The organism is Palleronia pontilimi, assembly GCF_016412875.1.
GTDB classification, from domain to species: domain Bacteria; phylum Pseudomonadota; class Alphaproteobacteria; order Rhodobacterales; family Rhodobacteraceae; genus Palleronia; species Palleronia pontilimi.
In genome coordinates this window covers 1-13,511 of sequence record NZ_JAEKPD010000024.1, presented here as the reverse complement: position 1 = coordinate 13,511, position 13,511 = coordinate 1, and the positions used below count along the sequence as shown (strand labels likewise).

12 protein-coding genes and 2 pseudogenes are annotated in these 13,511 nt (G+C 58.7%); 3 read left to right on the top strand and 11 right to left on the bottom strand.

What is annotated here, in order from left to right; genetic code table 11:
- Position 1 precedes the first annotated feature (1 nt).
- The 9 genes and pseudogenes from ILP92_RS16745 to ILP92_RS16710 form a co-directional block, all read right to left on the bottom strand.
- Positions 2-3,067, bottom strand: a complete 3,066-nt coding sequence (locus ILP92_RS16745) for a BPTD_3080 family restriction endonuclease (protein ID WP_198917562.1) — start codon at positions 3,065-3,067, stop codon at positions 2-4.
- Positions 3,060-3,269, bottom strand: a complete 210-nt coding sequence (gene mads1, locus ILP92_RS16740) for a methylation-associated defense system helix-turn-helix domain-containing protein MAD1 (protein WP_198917561.1) — start codon at positions 3,267-3,269, stop codon at positions 3,060-3,062. Before mads1 ends, ILP92_RS16745 begins: the two co-directional genes overlap by 8 nt.
- Before the next feature lie 58 nt (positions 3,270-3,327).
- Positions 3,328-4,008, bottom strand: a complete 681-nt coding sequence (locus ILP92_RS16735; protein WP_198917560.1) for a hypothetical protein — start codon at positions 4,006-4,008, stop codon at positions 3,328-3,330.
- Positions 4,005-4,568, bottom strand: coding sequence for a DNA methyltransferase (locus tag ILP92_RS18635; protein WP_235971554.1), 564 nt, complete (start codon positions 4,566-4,568; stop codon positions 4,005-4,007). The genes ILP92_RS16735 and ILP92_RS18635 overlap by 4 nt, the downstream gene beginning before the upstream one ends.
- A gap of 55 nt (positions 4,569-4,623) precedes the next feature.
- Positions 4,624-5,013: pseudogene (locus ILP92_RS18630) on the bottom strand (DNA cytosine methyltransferase); the annotation flags it as partial.
- 71 nt (positions 5,014-5,084) lie between these two features.
- Positions 5,085-6,101: a helix-turn-helix domain-containing protein gene (locus ILP92_RS16725; RefSeq protein WP_198917559.1), complete on the bottom strand. Its 1,017-nt coding sequence runs from the start codon at positions 6,099-6,101 to the stop codon at positions 5,085-5,087.
- Positions 6,098-6,493 carry a VRR-NUC domain-containing protein gene (locus tag ILP92_RS16720; RefSeq protein WP_198917558.1) on the bottom strand — a complete coding sequence of 132 codons (396 nt, stop codon included), beginning with the start codon at positions 6,491-6,493 and terminating at the stop codon, positions 6,098-6,100. Before ILP92_RS16720 ends, ILP92_RS16725 begins: the two co-directional genes overlap by 4 nt.
- Positions 6,490-6,756, bottom strand: coding sequence for a hypothetical protein (locus ILP92_RS16715; RefSeq protein WP_198917557.1), 267 nt, complete (start codon positions 6,754-6,756; stop codon positions 6,490-6,492). The genes ILP92_RS16720 and ILP92_RS16715 overlap by 4 nt, the downstream gene beginning before the upstream one ends.
- Entirely contained in the window at positions 6,753-6,956 is a 204-nt protein-coding gene (locus tag ILP92_RS16710; RefSeq protein ID WP_370738344.1) for a helix-turn-helix domain-containing protein, read from the bottom strand. Before ILP92_RS16710 ends, ILP92_RS16715 begins: the two co-directional genes overlap by 4 nt.
- A gap of 609 nt (positions 6,957-7,565) precedes the next feature.
- On the opposite strand from ILP92_RS16710, the gene ILP92_RS16705 reads away from it, so the two are divergent.
- Positions 7,566-8,846, top strand: a complete 1,281-nt coding sequence (locus ILP92_RS16705; RefSeq protein WP_198917596.1) for a tyrosine-type recombinase/integrase — start codon at positions 7,566-7,568, stop codon at positions 8,844-8,846.
- Positions 8,847-8,871: 25 nt separating this feature from the next.
- Here the strand turns inward: ILP92_RS16705 and ILP92_RS16700 are convergent, their stop codons facing one another.
- Positions 8,872-9,471: a hypothetical protein gene (locus ILP92_RS16700; protein ID WP_198917556.1), complete on the bottom strand. Its 600-nt coding sequence runs from the start codon at positions 9,469-9,471 to the stop codon at positions 8,872-8,874.
- 882 nt (positions 9,472-10,353) lie between these two features.
- Between ILP92_RS16700 and ILP92_RS16695 the strand changes: the two genes are divergently transcribed.
- Together ILP92_RS16695 and ILP92_RS16690 are read left to right on the top strand one after the other, a co-directional pair.
- Complete coding sequence (locus ILP92_RS16695; RefSeq protein ID WP_198917555.1) at positions 10,354-11,880, top strand: AAA family ATPase; 1,527 nt, start codon at positions 10,354-10,356, stop codon at positions 11,878-11,880.
- The gene (locus ILP92_RS16690) at positions 11,877-12,755 is read left to right on the top strand and encodes a hypothetical protein (RefSeq protein WP_198917554.1); all 879 of its coding nucleotides are present in this window, start codon (positions 11,877-11,879) and stop codon (positions 12,753-12,755) included. Before ILP92_RS16695 ends, ILP92_RS16690 begins: the two co-directional genes overlap by 4 nt.
- Positions 12,756-12,819: 64 nt before the next feature.
- Here ILP92_RS16690 and ILP92_RS16685 read toward each other — a convergent pair.
- Positions 12,820-13,084: pseudogene (locus ILP92_RS16685) on the bottom strand (IS66 family transposase); the annotation flags it as partial.
- Positions 13,085-13,511 lie beyond the last annotated feature (427 nt).

The following is a 13,511-nucleotide window of genomic DNA, read 5'->3' as shown; positions in this document are numbered from 1 at the left end:
GTCACGCGACTTCCTTGGCGAGGAGATCATCAATCAATTTGGAGAACTCTGCCTCCATTTCATAAACCGCTGTGAACTCCGCGAACGCCCAGCGCCCGAATTTCTCGAGGTTATTCACTCCTGGCACCCAATAGCTGCGCATGGTGTTGGCTTTATCCTTGGCATCTTCGCCACGGTAGCCCTTGATTTCCACGATGAGGTTCAGCGGGTCGGGTTCGCCCTCGGCGGTCAATCGACCGTCATCAACCTGCACGATGAAGTCGGGAATATATTTATGCGGGGTCGCGCCGGTCAGATAAGGCACCTCCAGCCCGAGCCCCTGGTTCTTGACGTAGGACAGCACGCTGGGGTGCGCTTCGGCCACGCGGGCGAACTCGGCCTCCCACTCGCTATCGCAGACTACCCAGTTGACGTGGGATTTGTTCGGAGCGGTTTGGTAGCGCAGTTCCTTGGAGGTGGTAAAATTGACGAAGGCTGTGGTTCCGGTGGGGTTGTAGGCATCAAGGATTGCCTTGACCGGACGCTCACCTTGCAGTGTTTCTGTGATGGCGGCCTTGATCCGCTCGGCCGCCATGTCGGCGATTTCCTTGTAGACCAGCTGGGCGGGGTATGTGCCGCCGGTGCATTTCAGGTAACCGCCATCGAGCCACTGGCGCGTCACGCGTTTCAACTGGCCAAACAGGTGTAGCTTGGGTTCCTCGCCCGGGTCGCGGTATTTGGTATAAAGCAGGTGCCGTGCCAGGTGGAACAGAATGGTGGACGAGCGCATGTCCTCCAGGTGCGCGAGGGTAAGGTCAACGCTCTCTCCAATGATGCCCTGATTGGTGTTGATTGTAGGTCCTAGCAGTTCCGGCGTCAGTTCCAGCACATGATCGGGACCAAAGTTGGCCTCCAACCGTTCGTCGGGCAACTCGACACGGTAACCCTCGACACGGGGGAAGGTGATTTCCAGTGCATCACGGCCGGGTTTCACGGCCTGGACGCGGACGGTTTCGCGGGGCTTGGCCGGAGGCGACACGACAGGTTTGGCCGCAAAGTCGAACGGGATGCCGAGGACGTCTGCATATTCGACGTTGAACAAGCCTTCGTCATTCAACTCGTATGACTGGCGGCGTAGCGCCCGGCCGACGACCTGTTCGCACAAAAGCTGCGTGCCGAACGCACGCACCCCAAGAACGTGGGTGACGGTGTTTGCGTCCCAGCCTTCGGTCAGCATCGAGACGGACACGACGCAGCGGATCTGTTCGCCCAGCTTGCCCTTCTTGCCCACGGTGTTCATCACCTCGCGCAGCAGGGTGGATTCGTCGATTTTGTCGCCCGCAGTAATGTCGCCGGTGCGTTCAACCATTTCACGTTTGAATTGCTCGATTTCCGTTGCTGCCATCTCGCGGAAATCCTTGTCCAGCGCCTCGCCGGATTCGAGTTGTGCAGAGTCGATCAGGATCGAGTTCGGGCGCGGCATCCGGTTGCCGAAGTCGTCATAATTCCGGAACAGAGCGAGGCGGCCGTTTTCCAGCGTGGTTTCGGTGCCATCATCGCTGACCCGGTCGAAACCGGAGATGTACTTGTAGATCAGTTCCGAAGTCGCTGTGTTGTTGCAGACGACGATGAACACCGGAGGGACGCCGATCCCTTCTTCTTGCCAAAGCTCGAAAGTCTTCGTGTAGTGTCCATACAGTGCATCAAGAGCGCCGAGCAGCTTGGCGGGAAGAGATAGGGGATCAGCAGCTTTCGCCGATGTGCCGCGCCCTTTTTTTGGAAGCAACTTACCGATGTGTTCCCAGAGGTTTCGATAGACCAAACTGTCGCCGGGAGCGTTCTGGGCCACAGGAACGCGCGGCAGCTTGACGATCCCACATTCGATGGCGTCCATCAAAGAAAAGTCTGACATTGTCCACGGAAACAGCGTGCCTTCGATGTAGCCCGAGCCGCGGAGGAAGAATGGAGTGGCCGACAAGTCATAGACTAGGCTGATGCCCAGCTTGCGCTTGACTGCTTCCAGCCCAGAAATCCACATCCGGGCGGCTTCGTTGTTCTCCTTGGCCTCGCTTTTGTCGTCGCCCTTCAGATCGTCTTCGGTCTCGCCATCGGCGTCCTTCACTCGCTCACGATAGCAATGGTGCGCTTCGTCGTTGAGTACCACGATGTTCTTCTGACCCATCAGGTCGCCCATGACCCGCTGGATCATCTCGCCCTCAGTCTCGATTGTCTGGATCTTGTCGCCGCGCCACCCCTCGAGCGCCTGACGTGTGCCTTTGGCGATCGCCAGCTTTTCACGCAGCTTGAAGGCGTGGTAGTTGGTGATGACAATCTTTGCGCTCTGAATATCGCGCAGCATATCTGGTGGCGTGATCTCGCGACCGCGATAATAGCTTTCGGGATCGTTGGGTAGCAAAACGCGCAGCCGGTCACGAATGGTGATGCCGGGAGAAACAATCAAGAACCGGCTGGAGAACTGCTTGCTGTTAGGGTGGCGCACGGCATTGACCGTCTGCCAGGCAATCAGCATCGCCATCACTGTGGTCTTGCCCGCCCCAGTTGCAAGTTTCAGTGCAAGTCGCATCAGTTCAGGGTTTGCCTGCTCATTGGCCCCCTTGATGTGGGCCCAGAACTTGGCGACCCTTGGTCCCATCTTCGGCGCGACTTCGGTTAGCCAGATGGCGGTTTCAACGGCTTCGATTTGGCAGAAGAACGGACGGATGCCCTCGAACTTGTGGTGCCGCCAGTGCTGCAACAGACGGGCCGTCTCTGGCGTCACCAGCCATTGATCGGGGTTCGGCAGTTTGCGCCAGGTTTCGACATATCCCCGGATTTCGTTGATGATTGGGGTCGGATTGTATTCCTGATCCTCGCTCGAAAGCTCATCATCAGCACCAAGTAATAGCGCACCCTGTTTAGTATTCTGCCGCTGTTTCTTAGTCTTTGGAACCGGCGTTATCAGGTCGGAACGTCGTCTCGAATCGAGAATGCGGTTCGTTGGCTGACCTTCGGGATCAAGTTCCCAATGTCTGCCAGGATAAAAGTATGGAGAATTCAGAATCGGCTTTTCAAAGAACTGCTCAGACATCCGCAACACCTTTTCCGATGTTCGCTTTCGCGGCGGCCTTTTGATCGTCTATCCATGCGTCAATGTCGTCATGTTTGAACCGCCATTGCCCGCGCACCTTGAAAGCCGGTATCTGGCCGCTCTGCGCCATTGTGTAGACAGTTTTCTCGGCAACCTTCAACAAAACCGCAACCTCTGGCAAAGTGAGAATAGGGTCCTTCATGGACCTGCTCCTTCTGGAAAAAACTTAGAGAGAAGCTGCCAGACTTTGCTAGACTTTACTAGGGTTTGATTGCTCTGAGTTGTTTCGAGTGCCAAGGTTGCACCTTTGGCATTGCGTCCGTCACCTCAATGTCCCGCAGCATGCCGCCCGATATCAGCCCATCCAACACCCAATCCAATGCCAGCCACCAATCGTGATAACCGCGCCGAGCTGATGCGATCTGTTCGGGGTGAGGTCGCCAGGTTACTGGGCAGGCTAATACCTCCACTGTTCGCCACCGTCCGCGCGAGAGTATACGTTCGGTGCCCACGACTTCCGTCACGGCCCGAACGCCATGCTGGTTTTGTCGCGTTTCCACCGGGACGCAGCGGGGCACAACACTGGGCATCCAGTCGGGTGTCAGTCCGGCCCGGGCCAGTTCCGCGACGCGGATAGCCATGCGGATGCCGCCGAGGCTGTCGGGCATTCCGGCAACTGTGGCCGCGATCACCTCGGCGTCCACATGGGTGTAACTGCCCATTTTGTGCTGCCCGCCATCGACCTTGCAGCCCAGCGTGGCGCGCTGCATGAGAACGTATTCAAGGCCGAAGCCAAAACCCTCCTCGGTCACATCCTTCGGCAGGGGTAGTTCCAGCTGAGCCTTCTCGACACGGAACGCCCATTCCAGCGCCGCTTGGACGCCCAGCGCACGTTTCACCCTTGTCCCGCCAGCCCGACCAATCCGTCCCTGCATGCTCATGGCAGCAATCCTTCAAAGAGGTTCATCTGAGCCGGGCCCTCGCTCGGTCGCCAAATCCACGGGCCCGAGGCAATGGGAAGCCGCGAGAGAGCGCCACGCATGTGCCGCTGCCAGTGGGTGAACTCCGTTGCCGAGCAGGCGCAGAGCGCGTGCTCGATGGGCCAGCCCATCAGCCATCCGACGAAGAACGGGCTCAGCCGCCGCCGTGCCCGGGATTTCAGGATCCGCCGCGAGACGACGCGCCCATGCGAGGCAATCATTGAAGCCCAAAGCGGGCGCGAGATCGGGGCGTGCGGCGAGGATCGCTGCCCACGCGGCATGGTCGTCGGGTCCGGGCGGATGAAGCCCTGCTCGGCCCGGTAGTGCAGAATATCCATCCGGGATTTGCCATCGGCCCGCGTCACGCTCTCCGGGCTGCTGCCCTTCCAGTTCTGCGCTGCCGGGGTTGGCCATTGCAGCGCTTGTGCCTGCGTGATGCCCAGCGCCAGTGCTTTGGCCTTCTGCACGATGTCGCTGTTGCCTGCCGGGTTGTAGCTGGCCGTGCCCGGATGCAGGCTCATCGGTGTGGGCCAGGATGAAGATGCGAAGCCGCTGGTGCGGCGCGCCAACTTCTGCCGCGCTGAACAGACCCGCCGTAGGCGTGTAGCCCATGTCCCAAAGCCCTCGCAGTACGGTTTCAAGGCCGAGGCTGACGTGGCCGGGGACGTTTTCGAGAAAGACCCATGCGGGACGGCATTCAGTGATGACGCGGGCGACATCCGGCCAGAGGTGGCGGGGATCGTCGGCGCCTCCACGTTTTCCGGCAGCGCTGAAGGGTTGGCAGGGATATCCGGCGAGGACGATATCGAAGGCCCCGCGAAATGGATGGCCGTCGAAGCTGCGCAGATCATCCCAGATCGGGGCTGGAGCGAAATACCCCGCGCGCTGGGCGGCGATGAGGACAGTTCGGGGCCAGTCCTCCCATTCGACAAATGCTCGGGTGTGATATCCGGGCTCGGCGAGCATGAGGCCCAGATCAAGGCCTCCGCCGCCTGCGCAGAGGGACAATCCGTGCCGGGGACGTGACACCATGCCATTCACCACACCCCCCGTTGCCGCAGCCTGTCCGATGTAACCAACCTGCGGGCCAGCATCGCCTCGCACATGGCGTTACTGATCATGCTGGGGGGCAGATATTCTTCGGAATTGACCTTGGCCGCATAGAAGGCCGCCAGCTCATCCGGGCTGGGCGGTGGCGTGCCTTGGGCCTTGCGGCTGCGCTTGGTTTTTACGGAATTGGCAGCGTCCAACGCATCGCGCTGGGCAGCGCGTTCCATGAACCGATCCAGCGCTTTGGGCCCATCAGGCGGGTTCGGATGATCGCGCCGGGTCTCGGTGGCGGTCTCGATGATCCGATCCGTGGAGAGACCGAGCTCATCACGCCAACGACAAACATGCTGCCGCGCTGGCCAGCCCTGCCACCAGGCAGGGAGCATCGCATTGGCGGCAAAGCCCAGCGCCGAGAGCAGCTCGTCAAAGAACCGATCAAAATCGGAATCTCGCGCCTGCGCGTCCTCCTCCTCTTTTACTGGTTTACTTAGGGGTTCTCTTACAAGGTTAGTGTCCGGATTTCGGACACGGCTTTGGCCTTTTTCCGGACACGGGTCGGGGTCAAAATCGGACACGGCTCCCGCGTCCTTTCCATGTCCGGAATTCAGACACGGCTCGGGCACAGAAGAAGGTTCATCCGCCCGATCCTCTGTTCCCGCAAAGGGGTTTTCGGCATCGTTATCGCCGTGTCCGGTTTCTGGACACGGGGTTGGATCATCTGGTGTAAAGCCCGGCTCGAACCCCAGAATATAGCGGGTCGGCATCTGCCGCTTGGTGACGGGGTGAATGCGCGGCACGCGGCGCAGCAGGCCGCCTGCCTCAAGCTGGCGCAGGTGATCGTTCAGCGTCGATCGGCTGATCTCGCAATCATGGGCCAGCCGCGCCTGCGAGGGAAAGCAGCCATAGTCCGGGTTGAACCGGTCGCAGAGATGCCAGAGCACGATCTTGGTGGTGGGCTTCAACCCGCGCTGTTTGATAGCCCAGTTGGTGGCGTCATGGCTCATGGCGCGAGCCTCCGAGCTGGGGGCGCGATGCGGGTTGTAAAACCGTGATCGGCCAGCGCGCCCAGCGCATCGTCGAGACTGCGCACCAGTGCCCAGCCGAAGCCCTGCGTGAGCACCGCATCCCGGAAGGCCTCCTGCGTCGGGCGCAGCCGCCCTTTCGGGGCCTTCAGCTCGAGAAACAGAACGCGGCCATCGCAGAGGATCATCAGATCGGCAAAGCCCGCATGGACGCCCATGCCGACGAGGATCGCCTGGCGCTTTGCGCCGCGGGGGCCAGCCTCGGTCACCTCGTTGGCGCAGTGATGGATGATGGCCGTGCGCGGTAGGGCAACGCGCAGCGCCTGCACCACCGCGCGTTGCAGATCGGCCTCGGGGGTGCCGCGCCGCTTCATGACCCCACCTCCGGATCCGGCCGGTGGTTGCCCCGCGTGGGATGCCTTGCATCGACCACCACTAGCAGGATGCGCGCGTCCTCGCGTTCCTCAATCGTCTCGCCATGTTGAACGAGCACATTGCAGGCCAGCCGGATCAGATGATCGGAATGGTGGACCACATCGGCCACGACGGCGCGGGCCTCGCGCCGCCGCTCGTCGATCCAGTCCGTGCGCGCTGCGTCCCGCGCAGAGTGTTTGCGAACGGAAAGGTGCGGCTTCATCGCCGACCTCCCGCGCGCCGGGGGCTCGGCAGTTCCTGCTGTTGCAGCCAGTCCTGCACCGCGTCACGGCGGTAATAGACCTTGCGGCCCGCGCGCACGCAGGGCGGCCCGAAGCGTCGCGCCTCCCAGCGGCGCAGCGTGTCCACCGTCAGATCCAGTTCAAGCGCCAGATCGAGGCGGCTGATCCAGCCGGTCAACACGCCACCTGGCGCGGATCGCTCTGAGGTTCCGGTATCTCGCATGCTCTTGTCTCCCGTTGATCGCCCGAAGCGGGCCGATTTCCGGATCCAAAAGACGCAGACGCAAAGGGGTGGCGGGAAGGCGCAGGGTGGCACCGGAATTGGCATTGCGTGCCACCCCTTGTTTTATTGGGGTTTGCGCGTCTGGCGTGCAGAGGGACTGCTCAGGCGCAGGACGGGCAGGCGTGCCCGCGAGCACCGCGCCGGGGGCGGTTGTGCCTGTTCGCACCGCATCGGCCCGGATCGGGCGACACTCGGCAGCGCACGCGGGGTTTCAGTTGGGTGGCAGGGTGGCATCGCTCCGCCAAAACCGCGCCACCCCCTGATTTCATTGGAAATTTACAAAACGCGCTGGTGAATCTGGCGCCAATGCGCGCTGCGCGACCCGTTGCATGTCACCACCGCGTGAGCCGCACTTGCCAGATTTTTCGCAAAACCCAGCAAAACAACGGGTGGCACGGATCTGGCAATCCGGTGCCACCCTGCGCCTCCCCGCCACCCCGGTGTGTGTGCTTGGCTTGATTGTGGGGCGAATCTACGCCTGTGTCACAGGTGAAAGGACGTGCTGAGTTGGTCAACAGATTGCGATTGAATGATAAATCGGTGCGGGAGGCGATCCCTGCGAAGGGGCGCGACTATCAGATCTTCGACACCGAGGTGCGGGGGTTTTCGATCCGCATCCTGCGGTCGGGCAACCGGTCGTTTGCGCTTGATTATCGGTATGCCGGGGCCCAGCGCCGCATGGCCATCGGGCGCTGGCCGGAATGGACGGTGACAGCTGCGCGCGAACGCGCCAAGGACCTGCGCCGCGAGATTGACGATGGCCACGATCCCCTTGGCGCGCGGGGTGAGTTGCGCGAGGCCCCAAGGATCAACGACATGATCGCGCGCTACATGGACGAGCATCTTCCGCATCTGGCCAAAACCAACGCATCTGACCAGAGGTCCATGCTGACGAAACTCGTCGCACCCCATTGGGGCAACAAACTGGTCAGTGAGATCACGCCGCATGATGTGGCGAAACTGCTGAACATCATCGCCAAGGGCCGGGCGCGGCCTTCGAAAGACAAACCCAACAACCGGGCGCGCAAGCTGCAAGGGTCAAAGCCGACCCCGATCCGCGCCAACCGGACGGGCGAGGTGCTGCGCAAGATGTTCACGCTTGCCATCAGCTGGGGCTGGCGCACGGACAATCCGGCGGCGGGCTTCAGGAAAAGGGTGGAGAACGCCCGCGAGCGGTTCCTGTCGCAAGACGAGATCGCGCGGCTGGCCGAGGCACTGGACGGGGCTGAGGATCAGCGCGCGGCGGGGATCATCCGGATGTGCCTGCTGACCGGCAGCCGGGTCGGCGAGGTGCGGCAGGCGCGGTTTGAGCAGTTTAATCTGGAGCTGGGCAGCTGGGCAAAGCCCGCCACCACCACCAAGCAGCGCAAGATCCACCGTATTCCGATCTCGGCCGAGGTCGCCGCCATTGTGCGCCAGCGCCAACTGGTGGTGTCAAAGGGCACCCCGTGGCTTTTTCCCGGCGATGTGCCGGGCCAGCCGGTCAAGGAAATTCGTCGCTTCTGGATCAACATGCAGAAAGAGGCCAAGCTTCCCGAGGTGCGGATCCACGACCTGCGCCACACCTTCGCGTCCTTGCTGGTCAGCGGCGGGGCGTCGCTGGAGATGATCGGCAAGCTTCTGGGCCACAGCCAGATGCAGACGACCCAGCGCTATGCGCACCTGATGGATTCGCCCCTGCGCGCCGGTGTCGATGCCGTGGCCAGCATGCTCCGGCCCAGGCCGAAGATCGTGCATGATGGCGATGCCGCGCCGAGGAACCTGGCCGACGATCAAAAGTCCGCTTGACCTGCGCCGCGTTGTTTGGGGCCCGTCAGGCCTCTTCGCGGCGCAACTCATGCCAGATCGGCGTGATCCGCCTGCGGATGCTGCGGCTGTCGGGGATCCTCGCGCCTCCAGCCTGATCGGCAAACCAGTCCTGCATCTCCGCAATGAGTTCGGCCTGTGTGGCGGGCAGGCCCTGATCATGGATGCGCCGGATCAGGGCGATGTTCATGCCTGCCCAATCATAGGGCTGTCCGCCATTCGCGCCCGCAGCGGCCTTGCGAACCAGGTCGTGCTCGTCCTCGAAGCCGAAAACCTCCTCCGCGCGGATCAACATATCCGCCACCGCCACCGGCACGCCATCCGGCGGGTCTGTGATGATCAGCCAGTTCGAGGCATCGGGTGGCAGGATGCGTTGCATGGCACCTTCGGTCGGGCTGGGTCCGCTGCGGCGAAACAGGGGCAGCTGGTCCATCGGTGACAGGGTCACCGGGCCCGCCACCATGGCATCGCCACAACGGACAAGGCCGATCCCCGTCATGATCTTCAGCTTGCCCTGTGATGCCCATCCCGCGATGTCGGCGACAGAACAATCCCAACGGACTGAGACTTCATAAAGCGAAAAAAACACGCGCGGTGGTAATGCCACGGCGACCCCCTCCTCAATTGGGCCAGAGGAGAGACCATGCCTGTGCCCTGCTGACCATGTTTTTATGGCAAGACAGGAAAATCCGGGCGCAAAAGGTCAGGGCGTGCGATCGCCTTCTTCAACACTTCTGCGCGAAATGGGTCGTCCTGTCATGATTCTGATTGAGGCCTGCTCACCTCATGCGTGTATTTCGCATTCGACAGAAACGGGAGCAATAGGGGCGAAGCAGGAATCTGTGGGTAACGCGGCGGCAGGATTGGTCGTTGGTGTGGAACGTGAGGTAAACTTGATCTTCACGTTGTGAACTGACCCCAAGCTGGACAGACGGACCTCGACGCAAGGTGCGGTGAAGGATAGGAAAAGAGTCCGGAGAATCGGATGCTACATCGGCGTCGAACGGCAGCCATGCGCAAGGAGCCGACGCCGCAAAGTTGCGAGCTATTTTCGGCCTCTGGGATGTGACATGCCCAATACTGCCGTTCGCCAAGGCAAGCGAATGAAACGCTGCGGCCCGTCACAGCAGCCATTTGCTACAATTGCGAGATGTTGGTGCGGACAAACTGAGGTGCCAATGGCTCAAGTCCTCTTCTGCGATCACAGCTAATGCATAGTCCCGGTACTAAGGACCGAGAGATTGAAGTGTTGGGTCTGTCGACAAGAAATCTATGGCCTGAGGGTCTGGTTCGCTCCATATCAGGGAATGCCCTTCATAGACTTGTTTGACCGTTGCCCACGAGGTTTCTGGGAAGCTACAAACTCAGTCACACTCTCAATGGGTTCCTTGTTCGTTCGAAAAAATGGTACAGAACTTTCGAAGCGTGCAAACTGAGTTAGTCGGTGGAGGCGTCCCGTGACGAAAAGCAACCCACAGAGAGCTCGCAAATGAAGTTTCATGTAATTCCAGCGAAGAGACGCCCGCCGTCGTCCGGCTGCAACGAGGTTTATCTCACTATTGATCACTGGAATGACTACTCCTTCGTCACGAGCTTTGCCGTCCATGTGTTCGATGAAGACGGTACAGGTCACAGCTTGTCGAACGTGAGGATAGGATTCGTCGGTCAAACCGAAGAGGATTCAACGTACTCAAAGCTGGGCGATACTTTCGACAGATTGGGTGAAGGTTATTTCTCCCTCGGAATGGACGTCGAATATTATAAAGACTTATTCGCTGACTTCAGTGAAGAATGGCGACGCGAATTCCTGACGCGAATGTGCGATGTCGTTTGGGACAAGGACCTTCTCGAAGCGATAAAGAGCGAAAGGGTCTTTGAAGTCTCTCACCTCCGCTCGATCTCAATGAGCAAAATTCGAGATCAATTCGCCAGCGTGCTTGGAGGCGACGTTCTCCTAACTGATTATAAGTTTGGGTTTTGTCTGCCGCCTTCTGACAAATTTGCCGGTTTCGATCTTCCTTTTCGAGTTAGGGCAAGCTCGACACCTAGTACAAACATGCATGCTTTGATCGGTAGAAACGGAGTTGGGAAAACAACTCTGTTGAATTCAATGGTCAAAGCGGTTGCCGATCATGTGGAGACGGAAGCATACTTTTATACACGCGATATCTTTGAAGAGGTTGAGAAAAACAACGAATACTTCAGAAGTTTAGTATCGGTTGCTTTTAGCGCTTTCGATCCATTTGACCTTCCCGGCGAGGGCGATGACACGCCGTACACATACATCGGCTTGACTGATTATGCCGATGATGATGGCGCGATCATAAAATCAAAAGTCGAGATTTTTGAGGAATTTGTCGACGGTCTAGCGTTTTGTTTGGAAGATGATCGCAGGCGAAACCGGTGGATCCAAGCAATTGAAACCCTCCAAAGTGATGAGAATTTCGCCGATATGCGGCTATTGTCATTGGCGGAGCTGCGCGGCGAGGAATTAAAGAAACGTGGGCTCTTTTTGATTGATAAGATGAGCTCTGGGCACGCGGTAGTGATTCTTGCAATGACCCTTCTGGTGATGAAGGTTGAAGAGAAGACACTGGTGCTATTCGACGAACCAGAAAGCCATCTCCACCCACCTCTACTTTCTGCTCTGATGCGAAGCTTAAGCCAACTCCTGCACACGCGAAACGCAGTCGCGATAATTGCGACCCACTCCCCGGTCGTTTTACAGGAAATCCCGAGGTCTTGTGTTTGGAAGGTTTTTCGGAGCAAGCTTGTATCAGAGAAAAAGCGCCCAGATACAGAGACTTTCGGTGAGAATGTGGGTGTCTTGACCCGAGACGTGTTCGGCCTTGAGGTCTCCCGATCAGGATTCCATACCGTACTGTCCGAACTAGTTGGCCAAGGTGGGACGTACGATGAAATCATGGAGAGGCTAGGCGGAAGTCTGGGCAATGAGGCTCGGGGAATTCTCAAGGCGATGATCATTAATCGCGATGAGGGGCATATCAAAGAATGAAGAGGTTAGACGCACCGCCTTATGCTTCAATAAATCTGTACGATGAAAGCGTCGCAGGTTTAGGTGACGAGTTACTTAGAAAGAAGTTTTTGCGCAATCGACCGACAGTCGTCGAAGCATATGGACGGTTTGATGAAAGCTCGCAGACCAAAACCTGGTGTGATCTCCCAAGGGCTGCTCATGGTAATCCAGAGGCGATCGTTTTGGGCTCACTCTTAAAAGGTGAGTTGGTGAGCCTTTATGATGAGGGCGTTGTGAAGTCTAAGGGTAAACCAAGAAATATGTACGATCAGATCAAATTGGGCGCCCACGATGAGTGCCCATATTGTGGAGGTATGGGGGAAATGGGTGAAGTAGGTGAACTAGGCACTGCAGATCACTTTTTGCCGAAGGCATACTTCCCAACTTACGCCGTTCTACCACTAAATTTGGTGCCCGCATGTCAAGTCTGCAATAAAGGGATGGGAGGTAGTTTTCCGACGGACGAAAACTCTCAGCCACTGCATCCGTACTTGGACGAAGACCATTTTTTTCTGGAGAAATGGACTTCGGCATCCGTTCGTAATGAAGATCCTTTGGTCGTTGATTTTGAGGTGAGGTCACCAGCTAGTTGGCCCGAAAAGGACCGACAACGTGTCACGGCACACTTTAGAGCTTGCAAGCTTGAGGCACGGTACCGCTCTCGTGCATGGACGGAGCTCACTCCCTTGATATCTCAGCGCAAGTCTACACTAAGGATATTTAGCTCTGAGCAGTTCCGCGAGCACCTCTTAGTGATCGCGAATGAGCCGAACCTGCCGATAAATGGTTGGAAGCGAACGCTGTATTCTGCATTGGCCGCCTCGAAATGGTTCTGCGAGGCAGATTTCGCCTGACGCTGTCGCCTGAACGTTCCGCAACTTGATCCGGAATAGCTGTTCGAGAACCGCAAGCGGTTCTTCATCCCGCCCGGTTCCACGGTAGCAGTTGATCGATGTCCTTTTTGCTTGTGCCCGTAGACGATGGCCGAGAGTACACCTGTCAGGTCGCCATGCGGTTCGACTTTGTTCAACTTGCAGGTGTCAATCAACCACGCGATGACAGCCCAATTTTGCGCTCCCGCATCGTGCCCAGCGAAGAGTGCATTCTTCCTCTGTAAAGCAATCGGCCTGATCGTTCGCTCGACGGCGTTGCTGTCCATCTCGACCCGGCCGTCGGTCAGGAAACCCAACCATCAGGACAACGCCTGCAAGGATGCGGTCGGTAGACGGGATGTGGGAGGCAGCACTGGTCATGAAGCCCGGATAGGATGTCGCCGCGCGCGCGTCTATCCGTTTTGCGACCATTGGTGCCGCCAGAGGGGCCACTATACACCGACCCCGCCAGAGAACCTGGACATCGAAAAAATCCACTCGATCTATTCTTCGTGGGCACCGTTCCGAAGCTGAATTCCGCCGCGCTGCCCCGCGGCGCGATTGATGATCGCGCAATGCATGTCAACGCCATGTCAACCTGCCTACGCCTGTTTGGCGCGGTTTGGGATGTTGAAAGCCGGTCAATGACGGACGGTGTCAGATCGGGAATTGCGTGAAATCAAAGGCTTGTCGCCTAAGTGATTGGTTTCTTTAACCTATTGGAATCGCTAGGGTTTC